This window comes from uncultured Ruminobacter sp. (genome assembly GCA_902764345.1).
Classification (GTDB): domain Bacteria; phylum Pseudomonadota; class Gammaproteobacteria; order Enterobacterales; family Succinivibrionaceae; genus Ruminobacter.
The window spans coordinates 454-24,028 of the sequence record CACWVT010000039.1 but is presented as its reverse complement, the minus strand read 5'-3'; the positions used below and the strand labels follow the sequence as shown (position 1 = coordinate 24,028).

Annotated in this window: 19 protein-coding genes and 9 tRNA genes; 25 read left to right on the top strand and 3 right to left on the bottom strand. The window is 45.7% G+C overall.

What is annotated here, in order from left to right; all coding sequences use genetic code 11:
- Window positions 1-235: 235 nt before the first annotated feature.
- On the bottom strand, window positions 236-1,519 hold the full coding sequence (rho, locus tag QZU58_RS07580; protein ID WP_294460815.1) for a transcription termination factor Rho: 1,284 nt from the start codon (window positions 1,517-1,519) through the stop codon (window positions 236-238).
- A 766-nt stretch (window positions 1,520-2,285) separates the two neighbouring features.
- On the opposite strand from rho, the gene ruvA reads away from it, so the two are divergent.
- The 21 genes from ruvA to pnp all read left to right on the top strand — a co-directional run bounded on the left by ruvA (window position 2,286) and on the right by pnp (window position 14,828).
- Complete coding sequence (gene ruvA, locus QZU58_RS07575; RefSeq protein WP_294460813.1) at window positions 2,286-2,915, top strand: Holliday junction branch migration protein RuvA; 630 nt, start codon at window positions 2,286-2,288, stop codon at window positions 2,913-2,915.
- A gap of 71 nt (window positions 2,916-2,986) precedes the next feature.
- Window positions 2,987-4,003, top strand: a complete 1,017-nt coding sequence (gene ruvB, locus QZU58_RS07570; RefSeq protein WP_294495903.1) for a Holliday junction branch migration DNA helicase RuvB — start codon at window positions 2,987-2,989, stop codon at window positions 4,001-4,003.
- Window positions 3,996-4,406 carry a tol-pal system-associated acyl-CoA thioesterase gene (gene ybgC / locus QZU58_RS07565; RefSeq protein ID WP_294462780.1) on the top strand — a complete coding sequence of 137 codons (411 nt, stop codon included), beginning with the start codon at window positions 3,996-3,998 and terminating at the stop codon, window positions 4,404-4,406. The genes ruvB and ybgC overlap by 8 nt, the downstream gene beginning before the upstream one ends.
- A 46-nt stretch (window positions 4,407-4,452) precedes the next feature.
- Window positions 4,453-5,130, top strand: a complete 678-nt coding sequence (gene tolQ / locus QZU58_RS07560) for a protein TolQ (protein WP_294462794.1) — start codon at window positions 4,453-4,455, stop codon at window positions 5,128-5,130.
- 12 nt (window positions 5,131-5,142) lie between these two features.
- Window positions 5,143-5,568: a protein TolR gene (gene tolR / locus QZU58_RS07555; RefSeq protein WP_294462783.1), complete on the top strand. Its 426-nt coding sequence runs from the start codon at window positions 5,143-5,145 to the stop codon at window positions 5,566-5,568.
- Between the two features lie 15 nt (window positions 5,569-5,583).
- The gene (gene tolA, locus QZU58_RS07550) at window positions 5,584-6,795 is read left to right on the top strand and encodes a cell envelope integrity protein TolA (RefSeq protein ID WP_294495902.1); all 1,212 of its coding nucleotides are present in this window, start codon (window positions 5,584-5,586) and stop codon (window positions 6,793-6,795) included.
- 131 nt (window positions 6,796-6,926) lie between these two features.
- Complete coding sequence (gene tolB, locus QZU58_RS07545; protein ID WP_294462787.1) at window positions 6,927-8,207, top strand: Tol-Pal system beta propeller repeat protein TolB; 1,281 nt, start codon at window positions 6,927-6,929, stop codon at window positions 8,205-8,207.
- A gap of 41 nt (window positions 8,208-8,248) precedes the next feature.
- Window positions 8,249-8,809, top strand: coding sequence for a peptidoglycan-associated lipoprotein Pal (gene pal, locus QZU58_RS07540; RefSeq protein WP_294462789.1), 561 nt, complete (start codon window positions 8,249-8,251; stop codon window positions 8,807-8,809).
- A gap of 51 nt (window positions 8,810-8,860) precedes the next feature.
- Entirely contained in the window at window positions 8,861-9,616 is a 756-nt protein-coding gene (gene ybgF / locus QZU58_RS07535; RefSeq protein ID WP_294462791.1) for a tol-pal system protein YbgF, read from the top strand.
- Window positions 9,617-10,015: 399 nt separating this feature from the next.
- Window positions 10,016-10,091, top strand: a tRNA-Lys gene (locus QZU58_RS07530).
- Window positions 10,092-10,111: 20 nt separating this feature from the next.
- Window positions 10,112-10,187, top strand: a tRNA-Lys gene (locus QZU58_RS07525).
- A 16-nt stretch (window positions 10,188-10,203) separates the two neighbouring features.
- Window positions 10,204-10,279, top strand: a tRNA-Val gene (locus QZU58_RS07520).
- Between the two features lie 22 nt (window positions 10,280-10,301).
- Window positions 10,302-10,377 (top strand) — tRNA-Val (locus QZU58_RS07515).
- A gap of 30 nt (window positions 10,378-10,407) precedes the next feature.
- Window positions 10,408-10,483: transfer RNA gene (locus QZU58_RS07510), tRNA-Val, on the top strand.
- Window positions 10,484-10,489: 6 nt separating this feature from the next.
- A tRNA-Lys gene (locus QZU58_RS07505) sits at window positions 10,490-10,565 on the top strand.
- Between the two features lie 26 nt (window positions 10,566-10,591).
- Window positions 10,592-10,667 (top strand) — tRNA-Lys (locus tag QZU58_RS07500).
- A 43-nt stretch (window positions 10,668-10,710) separates the two neighbouring features.
- Window positions 10,711-10,786 (top strand) — tRNA-Val (locus tag QZU58_RS07495).
- A 12-nt stretch (window positions 10,787-10,798) separates the two neighbouring features.
- Window positions 10,799-10,874 (top strand) — tRNA-Lys (locus QZU58_RS07490).
- 262 nt (window positions 10,875-11,136) lie between these two features.
- The gene (ruvC, locus tag QZU58_RS07485; RefSeq protein WP_294495901.1) at window positions 11,137-11,670 is read left to right on the top strand and encodes a crossover junction endodeoxyribonuclease RuvC; all 534 of its coding nucleotides are present in this window, start codon (window positions 11,137-11,139) and stop codon (window positions 11,668-11,670) included.
- Window positions 11,671-11,811: 141 nt separating this feature from the next.
- The gene (gene rpsO / locus QZU58_RS07480) at window positions 11,812-12,081 is read left to right on the top strand and encodes a 30S ribosomal protein S15 (RefSeq protein ID WP_294495900.1); all 270 of its coding nucleotides are present in this window, start codon (window positions 11,812-11,814) and stop codon (window positions 12,079-12,081) included.
- A 362-nt stretch (window positions 12,082-12,443) separates the two neighbouring features.
- The gene (pnp, locus tag QZU58_RS07475; RefSeq protein WP_294495899.1) at window positions 12,444-14,828 is read left to right on the top strand and encodes a polyribonucleotide nucleotidyltransferase; all 2,385 of its coding nucleotides are present in this window, start codon (window positions 12,444-12,446) and stop codon (window positions 14,826-14,828) included.
- Between the two features lie 216 nt (window positions 14,829-15,044).
- Here the strand turns inward: pnp and QZU58_RS07470 are convergent, their stop codons facing one another.
- A complete protein-coding gene (locus QZU58_RS07470; RefSeq protein ID WP_294462829.1) occupies window positions 15,045-16,031 on the bottom strand; it encodes an MYG1 family protein in 987 nt (328 codons plus the stop codon).
- A gap of 325 nt (window positions 16,032-16,356) precedes the next feature.
- Here QZU58_RS07470 and QZU58_RS07465 point away from each other — a divergent pair, with 325 nt between their 5' ends.
- From QZU58_RS07465 to QZU58_RS07450, 4 genes are all read left to right on the top strand, one after another.
- Entirely contained in the window at window positions 16,357-17,427 is a 1,071-nt protein-coding gene (locus tag QZU58_RS07465) for a tRNA-dihydrouridine synthase (RefSeq protein ID WP_294462830.1), read from the top strand.
- A gap of 24 nt (window positions 17,428-17,451) precedes the next feature.
- Window positions 17,452-19,245 (top strand): ABC transporter ATP-binding protein, encoded by a 1,794-nt coding sequence (locus QZU58_RS07460; RefSeq protein WP_294495898.1) that lies wholly within the window; start codon window positions 17,452-17,454, stop codon window positions 19,243-19,245.
- Entirely contained in the window at window positions 19,242-21,068 is a 1,827-nt protein-coding gene (locus QZU58_RS07455) for an ABC transporter ATP-binding protein (RefSeq protein ID WP_294495897.1), read from the top strand. Before QZU58_RS07460 ends, QZU58_RS07455 begins: the two co-directional genes overlap by 4 nt.
- A gap of 114 nt (window positions 21,069-21,182) precedes the next feature.
- Entirely contained in the window at window positions 21,183-21,668 is a 486-nt protein-coding gene (locus QZU58_RS07450; protein WP_363174829.1) for an acyl-CoA thioesterase, read from the top strand.
- A 230-nt stretch (window positions 21,669-21,898) separates the two neighbouring features.
- Here the strand turns inward: QZU58_RS07450 and QZU58_RS07445 are convergent.
- A partial coding sequence (locus tag QZU58_RS07445) for a transposase (RefSeq protein ID WP_294495896.1) occupies window positions 21,899-23,575 on the bottom strand: 1,677 nt, incomplete at its 5' end.

The following is a 23,575-nucleotide window of genomic DNA, read 5'->3' as shown; positions in this document are numbered from 1 at the left end:
TAAATAGTCCATTAGATATATTATGGACTATGTTATACCCATAACGAGAAAAAATAAAGAGAATTTTTTAAAAACATGGGAATAAATGTGATATTTAATGGTTTTATGATGAGATTCGCCCTGGTTATAAACTAGGGCGTGCGGAGTTTAGGATAAAAACCGGAGCCCGCCATTACAATATGTGCGCGACTCCGGTTTGATTTTTCATTTACGTCCGGTTAAAAACCGCAGTACATTACTTCTTCATTGATTCAAAGAACTCTTCATTGGTCTTGGTCATTGAGAGATGCTGAATCAGGAATTCGGTACCCTTTGATTCATCCTCGTCTGATGAATTCATGGCATTGATGAACTTGCGGATAATCCACATCTTTGCCAGTTCGTCAGAGGTTGTGAGAAGTTCGTCATGACGGGTACTTGAACGATTGACACTGATGGCTGGGAAAATACGTTTTTCCGCAAGCTTGCGGACAAGATGAAGTTCCATGTTACCTGTACCCTTGAATTCTTCGTAGATAACATCATCCATCTTAGAGCCGGTTTCAATCAGTGCGGTACCTATAATGGTAAGTGAACCGCCTTCCTCAATGTTACGGGCTGCACCGAACAGAGCCTTAGGTCCCTGTAAGGCACCTGCGTCAACACCGCCGGTAAGTACTCGGCCGGAAGATTCCTTGGTGATGTTGTACGCTCTGGCAAGACGGGTAATGGAGTCAAGCAGAATGACAACGTCATGCTTATGTTCAACCAGTCGTTTTGCCTTTTCAATAACCATTTCGGCAACCTGAACGTGTCTCTTAGGATCTTCGTCGAAGGTTGATGCGAATACTTCGCCCTGAACCATGCGCTGCATTTCGGTAACTTCTTCAGGACGTTCGTCAATAAGCAGAACTATGAGGTCGCATTCAGGATTGTTTGCGTGAATGCTCTGGGCTATGTTTTGGAGAATCATGGTCTTACCGGCCTTTGGAGGAGCCACGATAAGTCCGCGCTGACCTTTACCAATAGGTGACAGAAGGTCTATGATTCTGGCCGTGATGTCTTCAGTTGAACCGTTGCCTCTTTCCAGTCTGAGTCTTTCGTTAGGGTGAATAGGTGTGAGGTTTTCAAAGAGAATCTTATGCTTGTTTACTGCAGGATCCTCGTGGTTGATGGTATCGGCACGGAGGAGTGCGAAGTATTTTTCGTTATCGGCCTTAGGAGGCTTGATTTTGCCGAATACGGTATCGCCGTTACGCAGATTTGACTTTCTGATCTGGCTCTGGGATACGTATATGTCTATCGGACTTGGCTGATAAGAACAGTCGGCATCTCTCAGGAAGCCGTAGCCGCCTTTTTCGCCTTCTATAATCTGAAGAACACCTTCGCCGAAAATGTCTTCACCGCTTTTGGCTTTGGCTCTCAGAATGTTGTAGATAATATCTTTTCTTGACTGGCGACCGAGGTTTTCCAACCCCATCTCTTCACCCATGCTGATTAAATCAGCGGTCTGTATTTTTTTTAGATCGGATAAATTCATAGAATTTTGACTAGTAGAAGTTATTAAAATGTGTCTTTACAGTTATATATTTGACCAACGTTAAAACTGAAGTAAAAACGACAATCCTGTTCTTGCATGTCCGGTTCACGGAATAAAGACACGGATAACGTGCCGTCTCCGCCGAAGAACCATGCATGCAGTTAATCCTGAAAGGGACTGTAACAATAAAAAAAACAGACATATTACATGACGGCCAAAGAGATGTCTTAATAAAGAAAGCTTATAAAAGAGATTGTTTGGGAAAATTCAGTAAAAATCTGCTGTTTTATTGAAACTAAAAAAATCCTGTTCAAGGATGATGCAAATTTATCACTATAAAACGTTTTTGTCTAATACTTTTTATGCAAAGGAAGGGAATGGGATTATTTTGAGTTTTTTCTTTTTAACGGAATGCCTTTTCCTGACGGATCGTTATGCGAACTCCGCTAACTTATAATACCGGCACCTGTGAAAGTCTTTTACGGTAAATGCCGGGAAGGTTTGAAGAATGTGATAATATAAAAAATAATTTAATCGGTTTAATAAATATCTGTACTCTGAAACGGAGATATATTATCATGAGCGGCAGGTGCGGTTCACGGCTTTACGGCATCAAACTTGACACCAACACCTAAAAAGGCAAAAATTAGCAGAATTCTGCACGATGCATGTCGCATGAGCGCATATGCCCTGTAGTCATCGTGCACGATAAGGAATTCATACAGAGTCGGATCCCGATTTAGGGATCCTCCGAGGAGTTTCAGACATGATTGGTTCTTTACGCGGAAAGCTGATAGAAAAGAATGCCCCAGATGTATTGATTGAAGTTAACGGTGTCGGCTACGAACTGTCCATGCCGATGAGCAGCTTTTATAATCTGCCTGAAATTGGCGGAGAGGTCTTTGTTTATACCTGTTTTGTGGTGAGGGAGGATGCCCAGCTTCTTTTCGGTTTTACCAGCAGAGAGGCAAAGGTTCTTTTCAGAGAGCTTATAAAGGTAAGCGGAATCGGACCTAAGACTGCGCTGGCCATACTTTCATCATTCAATCCCGGCCAGTTTGTGAATGCCGTTCAGAATGACAGCGTCAATGCCATTGTCAAGGTGCCGGGAATAGGCAAGAAGACTGCAGAACGTCTTATTATAGAAATCAAGGACAGGGTCAGCGGCTGGAAGCTCAGCGAGTCTGCCGGTGTTGCTGATGCGGCCGATGAAAGATCGGGAACAGCTGAGGATACCGGACTTGTAATTGATGATTCGGATGTTGAAAGTCAGGCCGTTCAGGCTCTGGTTGCCTTAGGATACAAGCCTGCTCAGGCGGCAACATCCGTGCACAGACTATATCGTGACGGCATGAGCGTACAGGATGTCATCAGAGTGGCACTTAAGAATATATAGAAGACATTAGTTCTGCCGCCGTTAGGGAAAAGGGCAGGGCTCGTGTGTGATTCATGGAGATTTTTCATTCAATGAGTATTGAACCGGACAGAGTTTTAAGTTCCTCTTCTCACGGAAAGGAAGAGGAAAGCGTGGATAGGGCGCTGCGCCCGAAGCTGCTCAAGGATTACGTCGGACAGCAGGACATGCGTGCACAGCTTGAGATATCCATTGCGGCGGCCAAAAAGCGTCGTGAACCGCTGGATCATGTTCTGATTTTCGGACCACCGGGACTTGGTAAAACCACAATAGCCAAAATTATTGCCAATGAAATGGGGGTTAACATTATAGAGACCTCAGGTCCCGTGCTTGAAAAAAAGGCAGATTTGGCAGCACTTCTTACCAAGCTTGAGCCTAACGATGTGCTTTTTATAGACGAAATCCATCGTCTTAATCCAATTATTGAAGAGTTTCTTTATCCCGTAATGGAGGATTATCAGGCTGACATCATTATCGGTGAGGGACCTTCTGCGGCATCAATCAAGCTGGATATAGCTCCGTTCACCCTTATAGGGGCCACTACCAAGGCAGGCTCTCTTACCTCTCCTCTTCACGACAGGTTCGGTATTGTCCATCGTCTGCAGTATTACAATGTTAAGGATTTGACCTCGATTGTGGAAAGATCCGCAGCCGTTCTCGGACTGACACTGGAAACCGAGGGCGCCAGGGAAATTGCCTGCCGCAGTCGCGGTACTCCGCGAATTGCCAATCGTCTGCTGCGTCGCGTGCGTGATTATGCCGATGTCAAAAATAACGGTGTGATCAACCGTGATGTCGCTGCATACTCACTGGAAATGCTTAAGATTGATGACAGCGGTTTTGATGATCTGGACAGACGTTATCTGAGAACGATTATCGAAAGATTCGGAGGAGGACCGGTGGGTGTTGACACTCTCGCCGCAATTCTCGGGGAGGATCGTGATACCATTGAGGACGTGCTGGAGCCTTACATGATGCAGGAGGGATACATACAGAGAACTCCGAGAGGCAGAACGGCAACCAAGGAGAGCTACGATTATTTTGGACTGGAGATGCCCGATAATGAATAAGAATTTCTTTTTTAGTGTCAGAGTCTATTATGAGGATACAGATGCCGGCGGAGTGGTGTATAATGCCAACTACGTGAAGTTTCTGGAAAGAGCCCGTACCGAGTGGCTCAGAGCTCACGGAGTTGAACAACACGGGTTGTTGGAAAAAGGTTTCGGCTTTGTGGTTGTAAGCATGCAGGTTGATTTTAAACGTTCGGCAAGACTGGATGATCAGCTTCTTGTGAGCTGCAGCATAAGTGACGTCAGAGCATCGTCAGCGATATTTCATCAGGATATTACTGACAGTGACGGCAACGTTTATGTCAGGGCAACCACCAAGATTGCCAGTGTGGATCTTAATAGAAAGCGTCCTACAGGTATTCCTCCAGAAATTAAAGAGGTTTTTTTAAGTGAATGCGATTGAACAAGTAGTTACGGAAACTCCGGTTCCACCTGCTCCAACAGGTGATTTGTCAATTACCCAGCTTATTCTTGACGCCAGTCCTCTGGTGCAGGGGGTTATGCTGTTTCTCCTCATTCTGAGTGTGGTAAGCTGGACGGTGATTATTCAGCGCGGCAGATATCTCAAGTACTGCAGCAGAATGGCTGCCCAGTTTGAAAATGAGTTCTGGGGAAACATTGATCTGAACCAGCTTTATCAGAACTGCAAGAGCAGAGCCTCTCTGTCAGCAATGGAAAAGATTTTTACCGCAGGCTTTACCGAATTTGCCCGCATGCACAGACAGGGCGTAAAGAACAAGGACACACTGATGGACGGTACCTACAGAGCCATGAAGGTATCATGTTCGAGAGAGATTGAGGCACTTGAGAATCATCTGCCTACCCTTGCAACCATCGGATCAATCAGTCCGTACATCGGTCTGTTTGGTACCGTGTGGGGTATCATGAGTGCATTTATTGCTCTTTCCGCAGTAAAGAATGCCACTCTTGCCATGGTGGCACCTCCTATTGCAGAAGCCTTGATTGCTACGGCAATGGGTCTTTTTGCCGCCATTCCTGCAGTACTGTTTTACAACAGGTATGCTACCAAGGTTGAAAAACTTGAAAATCAGTATCTGAACTTCATCGATGAGTTTTCAACCATCCTGAACAGAAATACCGCATCAAATGCCAATAATCAGCAGTAAGGGGTATCGGTTGTGAGAAGAAGCAGAGCCAAAAACAGACCGGTGGCGGAGATTAATGTGGTGCCGTACATAGACGTAATGATGGTGCTTCTTGTCATATTCATCGCTACGGCTCCGGTTGTAATGCAGGGGGTAACGGTTGATTTACCTCAGGCTGAATCAGAACAGATGAGCGAGGAACTGAAAACTCCTATTGTTTGTACGGCAGACGCTAACGGGCGTTACTTCGTGGATCTCGGTGATTCACACATTGAGGTGCGTGAGCTTAATGAGCTTACCGCCATCGTCTCTGATCATCTTATGACCAGACCGGGAAGTCCTGTTGTGGTACAGGGCGATGCCCGTGCTTCATATGACAGTGTGGTTCAGCTTATGAATGCACTTAAGAAAGCCGGTGTTGAAAGTGTCGGTCTGGTTACTCAGCCTATCAGTAATTAATTTAAGGTTATGAACGTGAAAGTAAATTTTACTTCGGCAGCTGCAATTTCAGTGTTACTGCATGTGGCACTGTTTATTGTGCTTTTTGCGGGATTCAGCCTTTCATGTGAGGATAAAAACAAAAAGCCGACGGCTACTTTAATGCATGCCACCGTCATAGATCCGAGTCAGTTGCCAAAGAGAAAGAGAGGCCGACAGGCGTCAGCTGCAGAGGAAGCCAGAAAACAGGAAGCTGCCAGACGCCAGCAGGAAGAGGAAAGCAGAAAGGCGGCTGAACAAAAGAGAATTGCTGATATAAAGAAGGCCGAAGAACAGAGAAAGGCCGAAGAACAGAGAAAGGCTGAAGAACAGAAGAAGGCTGAAGAACAGAAGAAGGCTGAAGAACAGAAGAAGGCTGAAGAACAGAAGAAGGCTGAAGAACAGAAGAAGGCTGAAGAACAAAAGAAGGCTGAAGAGCAGAAAAAGGCTGAAGAACAAAAGAAGGTCGAAGAACAGAAGCGTATAGAGGCAGAAAAGAAGCTGGCTCTTGAAAAGAAGAAAAAAGAGGAAGAGGCTAAGAAGAAGGCTGAAGAGGAAAAGAAGAAGAAAGAGGCCGAAGCCAAGAAGAAGGCCGAAGAGGAAAAGAAGAAGAAAGAGGCCGAAGCCAAGAAGAAGGCTGAAGAGGAAAAGAAGAAGAAAGAGGCCGAAGCCAAGAAGAAGGCTGAAGAGGAAAAGAAGAAGAAAGAAGCCGAAGCCAAGAAGAAGGCCGAAGAGGAAAAGAAGAAGAAAGAGGCTGAGGAAAAGAAAAAGGCTGAAGAAGCAAAAAAGAAGGCTGAGGAAGAAGCCAGAAAGAAAGCTGAAGCCGAGGCTAAACGTAAGGCTGACGAAGAAAGAATGCGCAAACAGGCTCAGCAGGCAGAGGATGAGCTGTTTAAGGAGCTTGGTGACGGCGGTAATGACGACGTAACGGCCGGAGGTTCTGCAGGAACTTCAAGGGAACAGCAGTACGGTCTGGCAGTCAGTGATACCATTAAGAGATACTGGAATGTTGACAGATCGATGAACGGTAAGACCGGTATTCTGTCACTGAAGATTAATGATCAGGGACAGATTACGTCTCAGAGCTGTAGCGGAGACAAGAGGGTTTGTGAAGCTGCGCTCAGAGCCGTAACCATTATCGGTAATCTGCCGAAGCCTCCTTCTGCTGAGTGTCATGACATAAATATTAAGCTTATACCGAGAGTTTAATTTTTTGCCAGATCCCTCATAATTAGGTATAGTAAACTAATTGCCGGCACGGGCGATACCCCGGATGGACAGATACAGTGCCTGTGCTGAGCTGTGTTAAATGATAAAAGTCGGGTGACAAAGGACTTACAATGAAATTTTTGGGTAAAGTAATCGGAGCAGCATGCCTCTGCATGGGAATTAATGCTCACGCTGAATTGAATCTTGAACTTACGGGCGGTATTGATTCCGGAAGAAAAATTACCGTTGTTCCGTTCGGCGGTCAGAATATGGTCAGCGTTAATATGGCCAAGGTGGTAAATGACGATTTATCAAGAACCGGTATATTTGCACCTACTTCCAATACAAACCTGAGATCAAATCCACACAGACCTCAGGATGTGAGAACATCTGATTTTGAACTGGGAACCGAAGTTGTTGTCATTGGTGACATTACCACCGGAACCAGAGGCTTTAGCGTAACCTATCACGTAGTTGCCCTGAACGGTACCAATGCAAAGCATCTTTTCGGAAATCATGCTGAAGTTCCTGCTTCTCAGATGCGTACATACGCTCACAGAATCAGTGATACCATTTTTGAAAAACTGACGGAAATAAAAGGCGCTTTTTCAACCAAAATCGCCTACATCAGAACAGTGTTCGGTTCTAAGTATCCGTATGAACTGTGCATTTCCGACTATGACGGGGCAAATGAAAACCGTCTCGTTGTTTCAACCCAGCCGCTTATGAGTCCAAACTGGTCTCCTGACGGTAAGAAGCTTGCATATGTTTCCTTTGAAAACAGAAAATCCGAAATTTATGTAATTGATATTGCCACCAAGGCCAGAACCAAGATTACTTCATTTGCCGGACTTAACAGTAATCCGAAGTGGTCTCCTGACGGAAGAAAGCTTGCCATGGTTCTGTCAAAGGACGGTAACCCTGAAATTTACGTTGTTGACGTAAATACCAGAAAGCTTTCAAGAGTAACGAATAATGCGGCAATAGATACCGAACCTTCGTGGAGTCCTTCCGGAGATGCTCTTTATTTTGTGTCTGAAAGAGCAGGCAAGGCTCAGGTATATAAGTTCAGCATGCTGAACGGCGGGGTGCAGAAGGTTACTCATCAGCCTGCCAAAAATCTTTCTCCGGTTGCAATGCCGGACGGATCCGGTTTGGTAGTTGTTAACCAGAATTCCGGTTTTACAGTCAGCAAGCAGGATAACAGCGGAGCTTTCTATGCTCTCAGCAGAACCGGTCTTGACGAGTCTCCTACAGTTGCTCCGAACAGTAACATGATTATGTACAGTACTGTTTCAGGCGGAAGAAAGGGGCTTGTAATTGTTTCTTCAGACGGAAGAAGCAGATGGTCCATGGACCGAGGCCGTGGGGAGATGTCTCAGCCTGCCTGGTCTCCGTATCAGAAAAAATAAGTATGTGTCAGTTTTTTTGTAATTTTATGTGAAGGTGAAAAATGTTTAAAAAATTAGCTCAATATTTAGTTCTTGGTGTGTTTGCCGCCGCGCTTAACGGTTGTGCCACTACAGATGATGCCGGTTCACTGGTTGAAGATCCGTTAAACGGCGGTTCAGGTACCGGTAACGACGGTATTCTTGAAGACGGTGCCGTAATAGTAGGTGAGAACTACGACTCCTACAATGACGGTCTGCATCTTACAGACGTACAGAGAGCAAAGCTTCAGGCACTCAAGCAGGACGGAACAATATATTTCGGCTATGACAGAGATGATATTCCTGAACGTTACGTATCTCTTCTTCAGGCTCATGCAGACTTCTTAATGAGTGCTCCGGAAGTAAAGATTATCATTGAAGGTCATACCGACGAGCGCGGTACTCCGGAATATAATATTGCCCTCGGTGAGCGTCGTGCCCGTTCAGTTGCACGTTATCTTCTCAACCTCGGTGTTACACCTGATCAGATTTCCATCGTAAGTTACGGTGAGGAAAAGCCTCAGAATTTCGGTCATGGTGAAAGTGCCTGGTCAAAGAACCGCAGAGCCGTGATTTCATATTAATCAGAGAATTTGTTTTAGGTTTGCCGTCAGGCTGTTGTAACGGGTGAACAGATGTTAAAGAAATTATTCCTGCTGACCGCAGTACTGTCATCAGGTTCAGTGTATGCTGACAGTTATGAAATGCTTCAGCAGCAGTTGAGAAGCCGTGATGCGGCTATTCTTGACATGCAGAACAGAATAGACAGTAATGAGCAGGTCATACGTAATCTTCAGGGTGAAATAGATGATTTAAAATATCATCTTAATCAGTTTGAAATAAGGTTTAATTCCCTGCAAAAGCAGGTATCGGACATGTCCTCAAAGTCAGGTATTTCTGCCGATGTCGGTCAGGTTTCTTCTGATGCCTCTCAGGCCGGAAGTGCCGGGACGGACAAAGTTGCTCCGACATCTTCTGCTGCCGATAAGAAGCAGGTTTCATCAGTTGCTCCGACCGGCAGTGATGAACAGAAGGCCTATGATCTGGCTTTTGCCAAGGTAAGCAGCAATGACTTTTCCGGAGCAAAGACCGCATTTGCCGGATTTATTGACAGCTACCCTAATTCAAAACTTCTGCCTAACTGCTATTACTGGCTTGGACAGATGGCTTATAAGCAGCAGAAGTATGATGAGGCAAAACAGAATTTTCTGAAAGTGACGCAGTATTCTGATTCCCAGAAGCGTGCCGATTCCATATTTAAACTTGGGCAGGTATCGCAGGCTACCCGTGATGATGCCAAGGCCAGAAAGTTTTACCAGCTGGTAATTAAGAGTTATCCGAATACCACTGAAGCGGTAATGGCGCAGAGAGCTCTGGAGTCAATCAGGTAAAAAAACAATAATGTGTGTGTTTGGGGAAGATTCAGGAATCTTCCCTTTTTTTTATCCAAACGGTGTGATTTTTCATTTCGGTATTTTGAATAGCGGGGCGCGGCAGATAGATTTTTCAGAGTGGAACGGTAATTATTAAGGTCTGAAAAGGAATATTACGGCTGAGATGCGGATAATGCTCCGGATTATGAAAAACATGTCTGAAGGCTTTGATTTGACTGATTTGTTTCAATAGTAATCAAAAAGAACAAAATATCGTCAAATAGCATTAAATTTACAAAAAAATAGGAAAAAAATAAAAGAAATACTTGCATAGTTTTTTAAATACTGTATCATAGCACCCATCGAGACGAGGTGAGTCTGAGAGCTTAAAATCAAAGCTTTAAGACTTTAATCGACGGGTCGTTAGCTCAGTCGGTAGAGCAGCGGACTTTTAATCCGTTGGTCGACGGTTCGAATCCGTCACGACCCACCACTCTCGAAAAAGGTAAGATTGGGTCCTTAGCTCAGTTGGTAGAGCAGTTGACTCTTAATCAATTGGTCCAGGGTTCGAGTCCCTGAGGACCCACCATTCTTACTTACCCAGTGGTCGCTTAGCTCAGCTGGGAGAGCATCTCCCTTACAAGGAGGGGGTCACAGGTTCGATCCCTGTAGCGACCACCAGTATGAAGTGCCTATATATCATGGTCGCTTAGCTCAGCTGGGAGAGCACCTCCCTTACAAGGAGGGGGTCACAGGTTCGATCCCTGTAGCGACCACCATGATGTAGAAAGTACCGATACGACTTATATGGTCGCTTAGCTCAGCTGGGAGAGCATCTCCCTTACAAGGAGGGGGTCACAGGTTCGATCCCTGTAGCGACCACCATCGAATGGGTCCTTAGCTCAGTTGGTAGAGCAGTTGACTCTTAATCAATTGGTCCAGGGTTCGAGTCCCTGAGGACCCACCATTTCGATGATATTAACAGCTGTATACGGGTCCTTAGCTCAGTTGGTAGAGCAGTTGACTCTTAATCAATTGGTCCAGGGTTCGAGTCCCTGAGGACCCACCATTAAACCGGTACAGACTGACAATATATAAGTTTTTCTCCCTATGGTCGCTTAGCTCAGCTGGGAGAGCATCTCCCTTACAAGGAGGGGGTCACAGGTTCGATCCCTGTAGCGACCACCATTTCTCTGAAATGGGTCCTTAGCTCAGTTGGTAGAGCAGTTGACTCTTAATCAATTGGTCCAGGGTTCGAGTCCCTGAGGACCCACCATTTCGAATCTTTCCTTACTCTTCATAAGTCTGGTAATCATTATTTATATCTTTTGCGCCGTTTTTGGTATTCTTATTATTTTAATGTCAATAAGACCTTGTTTTTCATGTCTCTTTCAGTTTGTTGCCTCAAACGTCATCTTAGTAATGAGATTGTGGATCTGTCGTCCTATACGTGTATAATCGCCATAAGTGCGAGAGTGTTCAGATTATTTTTCTGAAGTTTTTTATTTGAGAACTGACTGACCGAAACGGTGAATTAATTGGCAATCATTTTAGGTATAGACCCGGGGTCCAGGGTGACCGGGTACGGTATTGTTGAGAGCGTAGGGCAGAAAATCAATTATCTGGGTTCAGGCTGTATCCGTACTTCGGGAGACAGGCTTCCGCCGAAGCTCGGACAGATATTTGACGGAGTGTCAGAGATAATAACCCAGTTTCATCCCGACTACATGTCCATAGAAGAGGTTTTTCTTTCAAAGAATGCCTCCAGTGCGCTTAAGCTGGGGCAGGCCAGAGGCGCCGCAATTGTAGCGGCTGTGAAATGTGGTATTCCCGTGTACGAGTACAGTGCCAGACAGATTAAGCAGTCTGTTGTGGGGTACGGAAATGCTCAGAAGGAACAGGTTCAGGCCATGGTTGTTAACATTCTCCGTCTTAACAGGTGTCCGATGGCGGATGCCGCAGATGCGCTTGCCGGAGCCATATGTCATGCTCATGCCATTACTTCACTGATAGGTATGGAGATAGGCGGGCTGAAGAATACCAGGGGTATGTCCAAGGGCAGAATTTACTAGGTTGAAAATAAGCAGCTGGCGAATGCTAAAAGACTTGCATATTTTTTGATTATGTGTCAAAATTCGCACACTTTTGGTACCCAGGCTGAGTTAGTGATCGGCTTTGGGCGAATTTAATAATAATCTATTGGAGATTACATAATGTCACTAAGTACTGAAGCTAAGAAGCAGATTGTTGCTGAATATGCACGTTCAAAAGATGATACTGGCTCACCAGAAGTTCAGATCGCTTTATTAACCGCTCAGATCAACCACCTCCAGGGTCACTTCGCTGTTCACAAGAAGGACTTCCACGGTCGTCGCGGTCTTCTCCGCATGGTTGCTGAAAGACGTAAGCTTCTTGACTACTTAAAGCGTAAGAGCGAAGAACGTTACAACGAACTTCGTGCTAAGCTTAACCTCCGTCGCTAGTACGGTCAGTTCATTGACGGGAAAAGGTTAAAAGCCGGATATTCCCATTCATAATGAATAAATTCAAAGCCTGAGTAATCAGGCTTTTTTATTGATAAGCAGAATAATTTCCATCGTCGGATAAAACTCCGCATTCGCATGCACACTTCGTGTTCATTCCTTTTTCGGTTCTGTCAGTCAGACAGAATGTATCTCTGGATGAGTCCGTCATCGTCAGTTCGCATTACCTGAGGCAACATAAATTTTAGACAATTCACAAAGTTATCGTCCCAACAGGGGGTTTTATGTTGATAGAGTCTACTTCAACGTTTATACTATGTGGGTCAAATCAGAGTTTGTTTTTAATTAAAAGGTAATAAAGAGTGAAACCTATAGTAAAGCAGTTTAAGTACGGTAAACATACCGTTACCCTGGAAACAGGTGCCATGGGGCGTCAGGCTGACGCAGCCGTTATGGCAAGCATGGATGATACTTCAGTATTCGTAACCGTTGTTGGCGTTAAGGACGCCGTTGGTGAAGACCGTGACTTCTTCCCGTTAACCGTTGATTATCAGGAAAGAGCATATGCGGCAGGCAGAATTCCAGGCGGTTATTTCAAGCGTGAAGGCCGTCCTTCAGAAGGTGAAACCCTTATTGCCCGTTTAATCGATCGCCCAATCCGTCCATTGTTCCCTGAAGGTTTTACCAATGACGTTCAGGTGATCGTAACCGTGGTTTCAGCTAACCCTGAAATTCCAACCGACATTATTTCAATTATCGGTACCAGTGCGGCTCTGGCCGTATCCGGTATTCCGTTTAACGGTCCTATCGGCGCAGCACGAGTAGGTTACATCAACGGTTCATATGTTCTGAATCCGTTACGTTCAGAAATGCCTGAAAGCAAGCTTGATCTCGTTGTTGCCGGTACTGAACCTGCCGTTCTGATGGTTGAATCAGAAGCAGACATTCTTCCTGAAGAAACCATGCTCGGTGCAGTAATGTACGGTCATGAACAGATGCAGACCGTAATCAGCAATATCAAGGAATTTGCTGCTGAAGTAAACAAGACTCCTTGGGACTGGAAGGCTCCTGAAGTTGACGTTGCTCTCAAGGACAAGATTGCCGAACTCGCATCAGCACGTTTGGGAGACGCTTACCGCATTACCGATAAGCTTGAAAGACAGAACACTGTTGCCTCAATCAAGAACGAAGTGATTGCGGCTCTTAAGGCTGAAGCCGAAACAAACGGTACTGAATTAAATGAACTTCGCGCATGCGAATATTTCCATTCACTGGAAAAGAATATCGTAAGAACCCGTGTACTCAACGGTGAACCTCGTATCGACGGCCGTAATACCAAGATGGTTCGTCCGTTAACCATCGGTACCGGTCTGCTTCCACGCGTACACGGTTCAGCCCTGTTCACCCGCGGTGAAACCCAGGCTATGGTAACCTGTACCCTGGCTTCCGAAAGAGATGCGCAGATTATCGATGAGCTCTGCGGTGAAAGAGTTGACAGATTCATGCTTCATTACAATTTCCCTCCTTACTCTGTAGGTGAAATCGGCAGAATCGGTTCTCCAAAGCGTCGTGAAATCGGTCACGGCCGTCTGGCCAAGAGAGGCGTAAGCGCAGTTCTCCCTTCAAAGGAAGAATTCCCATACACAATCCGTGTCGTATCTGAAATCACTGAATCAAACGGTTCAAGCTCCATGGCTTCAGTTTGCGGTTCATCACTTGCACTTTTTGATGCCGGTGTTCCTTGTAAGGCTGCAGTTGCAGGTATCGCCATGGGCCTTGTTAAGGAAGGTGATAAATTCCAGGTTCTCACCGATATCTTAGGTGATGAAGACCATTTAGGCGACATGGACTTCAAGGTAGCAGGTACCACTGAAGGTGTTACCGCTCTGCAGATGGATATCAAGATTAACGGTATCACAAAGGAAATCATGCAGATTGCCTTAAAGCAGGCTCATGAAGCACGTATGCACATCCTTTCAGTAATGAACAAGGCTATCAGTGCTCCTCGTGCGGAAGTATCAGAATTTGCTCCTCGCGTAACCACCATGAAGATTAATCCTAACAAGATTAAGGATGTAATCGGTAAGGGCGGCGCCGTAATCAGAGCCATTACTGAAGAAACCGGTACTACCATCGACATCAGTGATGACGGCGTGGTTAAGATTTCCTCAACTGACGGTACCAAGGCTCGTCAGGCTGTTGAAAAGATCGAAGCCATTGTTGCCGAAGTTGAAATCGGCAAGGTATACCACGGTAAGGTATCAAAGATTACCGATTTCGGTGCATTCGTTAATATTCTTCCTGGCAAGGATGGTCTCGTTCATATTTCTCATATCTCTTATGATCGTGTTGAAAATGTCAGCGACTACCTCAAGGAAGGTGATATGGTTGACGTGAAGGTTCTCGAAATTGATCGTCAGAACCGTATTAAGCTGTCCATCAAGGCTCTTCTCGAACCTCCAGCAGCTCCTGAAAAGCAGCCTGAAGCCGAAGCGGCTCCTGCACCTGCAGAAGAAGCGGTTCAGACTCAGGAAGAACCTGCAGCACAGCCTGAACAGGCTGCTGAAGAACAGCAGAAGACCGTTACCGTTGTTGACATCGCTGCAGCTGTTGATGAAGTTGCCAAGGCTGATCCTGAACCTGAATTTGACGGCGCCATCGCCGCAGGTGCTGATCGCATGAAGGACGTTGTTTCTGTCGAAGCAACTGAACCTGCTTCAGAAACAGAAGAAAAGAAGGAAGGCTAAGGTCAGCAGCAACGCCGGACATGAGTAACTGATAAAATGTCCGGTTTTGAGTAACTATGAAAAAGCCGAATCGTTTGATTCGGCTTTGTTGTTTGCAGTGAATGTGATTTTCGCCTTCGGGATGGCTGGAAACAGGGAACCGCTGTCATTATAAAGTGACAGCGGTTCCTTTACTTTACATTGAATCAGACCTGAATACTCCTAACTCGTGGTTTATTACGGTTCGGAGCCGTCAATCCACAGTCTGGCCATTATTTCAATGTCTTCCTTTGAAACGGCACCGCCGGTAAAACCGGTTTTATGTACGAATGTTGCGGTTTTGATACCGATTATCCTGTTCAGCTCCTCAAGCTCTTTTCCACGCCATGCAGTCGGTGCTCCGCAGCGGTTTTTGAATCTTGATGACTGTGATCCTGGCAGGGACTGTATGCGATAGCCGTTTTTCTTGTGATCAGGATAAATGGCAATCTTGCACTTTTCAAAGCAGCTCCAGTTGTTAAGTACTGCCTCAAACCACGGAAGCTTTTCGTCAAGGCGGAGAATTTCGGAACCGTCGTAACTCTTAAGAACTTTTTCCTCATCTCTGGCATTTGTCAGGGTGTTTATGAAGAGTTTCTTATAGAGAACCTTCAGACTTTCCACGGTTTCCATAAAGTTCCGGTACTGAACCTCGTCATTGCCGTTAAGATCATTCTGCATGGCAACAAGATACGGGATGACAGGGATGTGCATATAAAATCTGTTAAGGTTGGAATATACCTGATTGTCATCTGAGGATGACAGACTGCACAGACCTTTTGTGTAACTGTCCAGCTGGCCGTTATCGGTAAGGTCCGTATACTGCATAATGTTACGGTCAATGGTTTTCCACGCCTTGTTGATAACGGTATCTGATATTTCATCCGGATTAGGCAGACAGCGGCGGATGAGTTCGAGAAGCTCACGGCCGAATTTGTCCCAGATTAATCCGGCGGTTGCGTATTTAATTCCGTTGCTGCGGGACATGTTGAATTCCGCAGGATGATGGTCGAAGTGCTTCTGTAAATCAAATTTTCCTGAAACGTCAATAACGTAATCCGCTTTTTCAAGTTCTTCCGGATCTCTGGATCTGATGATCTTTGTTGTGGCATCCAGAAGTTTGAATATCACGCATGCCGTTACTTCATCGGCATGGAATGAACCGCTGTGGGTTGCAATTATCATTTTTATTATTCCTAAGTGTTTACCTAGTTATAAATTTAAATGATTTTGCAACTATGTCAAGAATTAAGCACATTTACTAAGGAAAATAATAATGTATGTCAGATTGCCTTATGCATTTGTATGTTTTATGAGTAATGGTGTGTAACCGATGTATGGACGTACTGTTTGAGATTGCCGTGCATGCCTGGGATCCGGTACTGCGGCAGTTGTGGTTCATCGCATGGCTTCCTTATTTATAGTCATGAAACATAAAAATTTAATTCAGAGCGGATGTTTGTTATACAGACTGTTTGTTATATAATCTGCGTTGATTTTTGAGGTGCTTATGTCTGTTGGTGAAATAATACTTGCCCCCATGGAGGGCGTTCTTGATTATCCTCTCAGAGAGGCTTTGACTGATTACAACCGCTATGATTACTGTGTCAGTGAATTTATCAGGGTTACCGATGTAATCTTCCCTAACAAGGTATTCAGAAGGGAAGTTCCTGAATTGAAAAATGATGGCAGAACCCGTAGCGGCACTCCGGTCTGGGTCCAGATTCTTGGGACGGATCCCGATATTCTGGCAGGTAATGCGCTGGTGGCCGCAAGATGCGGAGCTCCCGGGGTTGATCTTAATTTCGGTTGCCCGTCCAAATTCGTGCACCGTTCCGGAGGCGGGGCTGCCATGCTTAAAAAGCCTGCCGTAATTGGAGAGGCCGTGCGCAAAACCAGAGATTTGCTTCCTGCAGACGTACCTTTAAGTGTTAAGATACGTTTAGGCTGGGAGAATCCGGACGATATCGGCAGAATATATGAAGAGATTGTGAATGCGGGGGCTGACAGAATTATCATTCATGCCCGCACCCGTATGGACGGATACAGGGCTGACGCCATTAAGTGGGAATACATAGCACCTCTGGCCGATCGCGGGGAAATTACGCTTGTAGCCAATGGTGAAGTGAGGGATGCCGAATCTGCCGCAAGATGCATGGAGGTGACCCACTGTGATAATCTCATGGTCGGCAGGTATGCTCTTGCCGTACCGAACCTCGAAGGCGTCATCCGAAACGGAGATCGTCCGTTTACCGTAACGGAGTCCGTAAGGGCACTGATTCATTTCGTGGACATCATGAAGAATCTCCTTCCCGAACAGTATCAGATGGCAAGAACCAAGCAGTTTTTAAGCTACGTCAGACTGAGTAATCCCGAGGTAAATCTCTTTTTCAGGGAAATCTGTCAGACTAAGAGTCAGGCTGACATAGACAGAATTCTTGATGATGTCGTTTCGGGAAAGAGGGATCTGACCATCCGCGATACACAGGATTCCCGGACAGGAGACGATTCAGGCACTGATGCGGTGACTGACGAAGTCCGGCCTGTAAAGAAGGCGCATGAGAGGTACTGCAGAAATTAAATTTCCCTGAGTTTCAGGAACTGTATGCCTGTCATGACGAAGGCCTCGGCTTTTAAGAACGAGGCCGTACCGGAAAAAGGAAAAATCATGATTAGGTATATTCTCAGATATTGGTATTTCGGCCTGCTGGCCTCACTTTTTATGGTCTTTGAAGTTCTGGTTGATCTGTATCAGCCGCGAATGATGGCAAAGATCGTTGACGAGGGGATTCTGGGGCTTGGCAGCGGTGGAGTTCCTTCAAGTGACATAATAATAAGCACCGGAATCTGGATGCTGGCAATGGTGCTTGCCGGCTGTCTGTGCGGTATATTAAGCGGCGTTTTTACCAATCTTTTCAGTCAGAACTACAGCAACGACGTCCGTAAGCTTTGTTTCAGAAAAATTCTCGGTTTTTCATTTTCACAGAATGACAGATTCTCTGTCGGCTCTCTTATCACCAGAACAACCGGTGACATTACCCAGATGCAGAACATGTGGTCCCAGATTATAAGGGGGAGCGTCCGCTGCGGTATGTTTTTCGTGGCGGGAAGCGCGGCGCTGCTGTCTCTGTCCACTGATTTCGGTATGGTCATACTTGTGGCTCTGCCTCTGATTCTTCTGGAGGTCATTGTGGTTTTCTGGAAAACAGGTCCTTTGTTTACCCGTCTGCAGCAGAGCATTGATACAATGAATACCAAAGTTCAAGAAAGCGTTAAGGGGCTCCGTGTCGTTAAGGCTTTTGTTCAGGAGGATAAGGAAAGTGAGGCCTTTGCCGAGGCCAACAGACGTCAGACGGACATACAGTTTAAGGTTCTGCTCATTATAGCTTCCATGCATCCGGTAATGAACATCGTCCTTAATCTTGCCGTGGCTGCGGTTATTCACCTCGGCGCCATCAGGGTACAGGCCGGAGACATGGCTCCGGGAACCATCATGGCGGCGGTAACCTATCTCTCGCAGATTTTAAACGGCATGATGATGCTGGTCATGATATTTCAGTCAGTTACGAGAGGATTGGCGTCAGAAAAGCGAATCAGGGAAATTATAAGAGAGGAGCCGGGAATAAAGGACGGAAATCTTGTTGCCGGTGATTCGTCAGGCAGAATTGTATTTCATAATGTACATTTCAGATATCCGGATCAGCAGGCTGATGTTTTGGACGGTATTGATCTTACCGTAAATCCCGGAGAAACCCTGGCGGTTATCGGGGCAACCGGCAGCGGTAAGAGTTCACTGGTGAATCTGATATCGAGATTCTACGACGCTACCGACGGATATGTTGAGGTTGACGGTCATGACGTCAGGGAATATACGGTGGAGGCTCTGCGTTCGAAGATGGCCGTAGTGCTTCAGAAGGCGGAGCTTTTCAGGGGGACCGTGCTGGATAATATAGCCATGGGCAATCCTCATGCATCAAGGGAAGAAATCATAAGTGCCGCACGTACGGCTCAGGCGGATGACTTTATCATGAGACAGCCTGACGGTTATGATACTGCGGTTGTACAGGGAGGTCAGTCACTGTCCGGAGGTCAGAGACAGCGCATCGCCATAGCCCGAGCGCTGGTAAAGAAAGCCAAAATTCTGATTCTTGACGACTCTACCATTGCCCTTGACTTCAAGACGGAATCGCAGCTCATGAACGCACTTGACAGGGATTATGCGGGAGTCACCAAAATCATTGTGGCACTCCGCATAGCCACGGTGAAAAACGCTGATCGCATTGCTGTTCTGGAAAACGGCAGGATAACGGCATGCGACACCCATGAGAATCTTCTGAAAAGCTGTCCGGCATACATTGATATCTATACCTCACAGCTGAAAAGCGAGGAACAGCCATGAGTAATGAATCTTTTTCAAAAGCCGGTGCTCCGGCAGTGAATTTTCGCAGAGGTCCAGGAGCGGGTTTTGTGGCCGTTCCGGAAAAGGCTCAAAATCAGACTGCGACCGTTAAGAGATTTATGGAGTATCTTCTTTCCGAAAAAATTCTTCTTGCGGCCATGCTTCTGTGTGTTCTTCTTGCGGCTGTCGCTTCAGTTGCGGCTCCGGCATTTCAGAGCAGGGCCGTTGACGTGATTGTCAGTGGGGAGTATTCGAAGCTTTACGGATATCTGCTGATGATGCTTCTGATGTTTCTGGTGCTGAGTGCGGCTTCCTATCTTCAGGGATTTGTCGGGGCTCTGCTCAGTAAAAGAATCATAACCGGCATCAGAACGGGACTTTTTGACAGAATAATGCATCTGCCGGTAGGTTATGTTGATTCTCATTCACGCGGTGATCTCATAAGCAGAATGACCAATGATGCAGATAACATTGCCAATACGATATCCATGTCGCTCGGCACACTGTTCAGTGCCGTGATTACCCTGACCGCCACGGTATCGATGATGCTGTGGTTCAGTGTGCCTCTGACCGTATGCTCATGCGTTACCATTGTTTTTACCCTGATTCTTACAAAGATTATGACTAAGTACATGCGCAGATATTTTGTAAGAAGGCAGGAGCTTCTCGGTGAGCTTAACGGCAGGGTGGAAGAAACCGTCACCAATTACAGGACTGTGGCGGCATACGGTCTGCAGTCTGAAGCTCTGGCGGCTTTTGAGGATACGTCTGACAGATTGAAAAAGACCGGTATCATTGCTGAAATCATCGGTAGCATGATGGGGCCGGTCATGAATACCCTGAACAATATTACATTCCTTATCGTTGCTGTTTGCGGCGGGTATCTTGCCATGCACGGCAGTATCACCGTCGGCGTAATCTCCGCATTCATCATTTATTCAAAGCAGATGTCGAGACCGGTAAACGAGCTTGCCCAGATATACAGTCAGATTCAGACGGCTCTTGCCGGAGCCGAACGTATTTTCGGGGTTATGGATGAGACTTCCGAAGATTCTGCGGGGGAAGATCTCCCTGAAGACGTGAAAGGTGTTATTGAATTCAGGAATGTTAACTTTTCATATGTGCCGGGGAGCCCCGTGATTAGTGACTTCAGTTTAAGAATCGGTGCCGGCAGAAAGATAGCTCTTGTCGGAGCCACGGGCAGCGGTAAGACTACGGTCATCAATCTGCTTCTGCGTTTTTATGAGGCTGACAGCGGAGAGATTACGGTAGACGGTCGTAACATCAGGGATATCTCCCTAAAGTCCCTGAGAGACAGTATAGGCATCGTGCTGCAGGATACGGTACTTTTCAGCGGTTCCGTAAAGGACAATCTGGCCTATGCGCTGACCAGTGAACCTGATGAAAGTGAAATAGAAAGGGCAGCAAGGCTCAGTAATACTGACGTTATCATCGAACAGTTACCGCATGGACTGGACACAATGCTTGAGGATGCGGGGGCAAGACTGTCAGCAGGGCAGAGACAGCTTTTTGCAATCTGCAGGGCTTTCCTGTCTTATCCAAGAATACTCATCCTGGATGAGGCTACCTCGAGTGTGGATACCAGAACCGAAAAGCATATTCAGGAGGCGATGGTAAGTCTCATGAAGGACAGAACAAGCCTTATCATAGCCCATCGTCTTTCCACCATTATGGATGCTGATGAAATCATCGTCATGGAACAGGGACGCATAGTTGAAAGGGGACGTCATGAAGAGCTGCTCAGTGCCGGCGGCAGGTACAGTGAACTCTACAGAACGCAGTATGCGGGGCTGGGAACATAAAGACCTGCAGACCATATCCGTAAACGGAGGATGCAGATTACTGTACCGTCCAATAATGGAGTATAATCTTTAGGAGTGAGTTTTAGTTTTTAGGAAACAGTAGAGAGAGCAGGCATGAGTGAAATGGAAATTTGTAATGAAAAAAATGACAAACCGGAAGGAATGCTGATTCTGAGAACCATGAGCATGCCGGCAAATGCCAATCCGAACGGTGATGTCTTTGGCGGCTGGCTGATGTCCCAGCTTGATGCCGGCGGTGCAATGATGGCATATGAGCTTACCCGCGGCAAGGTTGTAACCGTGGCGGTGGATGAGATTGTATTCAGGAATCCTGTTCATGTCGGTGACGTCGTCTGTGTGTACGGCAGAGTGGTACATATCGGCACCACGTCGATAAAGATTCAGCTTGAGCTCTGGAGAAAGCGCAATACGGAAAGCAGAACCCGGAGGGTTAAGGTTACGGGGTGCGGCATAACCTACGTGGCAGTCGATGATAACGGCGTTAAAAGAACTCTTCCTCATGATCTGAGGGAAAACAGGGAGCAGATAATTCTGAACGGTTATGACAGTATTTATGCCGAAAAGGAAAAAGATGATTAATCGTTTGGAATGACTGTTTTGACATGAAGCCTGACGGCGTATGTAAATCAGAAAAACAGAGAATTTGGGATGCTATATACCCAAATTTTGCGAGTTTTAACCGATCTAGTATAAAAATTAGTTTTATCAAAGTCCCTCGAGAGAGGGATCTTTCAATTTCTAGAGTTTTTCGTAGTCGGAAATTTCCAACTCAGAGAATTCCTCTTCAAGTTCATCCGCCAGAGATGCGTTCAAATCCTCCTGCATTCCTGTTGTGTAAATTCTTCACTTGGCTCTGGGATATTCATTGCGTGTAACAGTTCCTTAAGTCCGCCAACAATTTCCGTATAATAATTACCGAAGCTGAATTGAGTCATTTCGATCGTGTTCAGTTTATCGATAACCGCAGAATCGCTGTCGTATTTAAGCTTTAGATTCTGCATTTTTTTGGTGGCATTGTTAACGCGCCTGCGGAACATGATTGCTATTGATGTTGCAATGAACTGAACAAAAGCTTTTCCCTCAAGAGATTCGTTGGAACTTACCCTGAATCTGTTACAGCCTAAACGCTGTTTATAGAGGTTGAAGGCGTATTCCACTTCATTTCTGTCAAAATAGGCTTTATGTGCTTCTATCGGATCCCGTACCTCATTACTTATAAGAACGCGAATGCCTTTCATAAGCAGGTAGTTATTTAAAGCCTTGCGGTTGGTAGCGTAAGTTACCACGGTTTCTTTGTTCTTATTATCAGTGATGCGTACTTCCTGTTTTTCAGTAACAAAAATCTCTCTGATTAACTTAAGATTTGGTGGAAGTTCCCTGTTTTCCTTAAGCAGTTTTATTGTTTTGGATATCTTGGCGGTGATGTTTTTCTTTTCCGAATTGAAAATACCGTCATTGTAGTAGAAATGCAGATAAACCTTGTCCTTTTCTCTAGGTAGACGTACGGTGCAGTTTGTCTTGTAGTTAACGGGATAACTCCATTCCGTCTCAACGGTCATGGCATGGCTGTCTATTTCCTCATCGTAAGAGGCAGGATCAAGCAGATCCGCCTGTATATCATTAAAGAGTTTTCTGCACATGGTGAATGAAGTTTTTAGGTTCATGAGAAAAGAAACTTTGTTTTGGAAAAAACGATTAATGTTTTTAATGCTCGAATATCCCTTGTCGGCAACAAGCACGGCAGTGTTGTCAAGTTTAATCCGAGCCTGTTCCTGAAGCAGGTGTTTTACGGTACAGATATCGGGTATGTTTCCGGAATAAGTCCTGTAATACACCGGTTCACCGGTGAGTTGATTAACCACCATGAGAACATTTATCTGAGGAAGCATGTCACCGTCTTTGTTGTGTCCGAATGCGGATTTTGCCAGTTTAACGGAGTGGGTTGAGATGGAAGTTGAGTCCAATGCCCAATATTTGCAGGATTTAAGCTTTTCATCCCTTTCCATTGTCAGTTCGTTCAGAATGGCAATGAACCTGTCGATTTTATCGGAGGTAATGTTCTGGAATATTCTGGTAATGGCTGAAGGTGTCAGCTGCTTCTGCCATGGCAGTCTGTGTTTTTCGGCAAAACCTTCGTACCTGCTCATGGCATTATTCTCATTCATGTTTAAAAAGTAGGCCAAAGAAAGAATTTTTTTATTGATGTTACGTGCACCGAAAACCCTGTTAAGAGCCTCAGCCAAAGGAGTTCCTGCAATCATCTGATCGAATACCCAGCTTGCTCCGGCTGCATATTTTTTTGCAGAAAGTGCATCTTTAACCGTAATCTGTTTATCAGTATCAATCGGAGAAAAGACGATGGAACCATCTTCCTTTCTTTGTGCAGTGAAATCTTCAAGTTCGGGATGAAGGGCTATAAAGTCATCCTTCCATTGGATTTTTCCTGTTTTTTCCCCACCTAAAATGGTGCCAACAGCCTTGGTAGC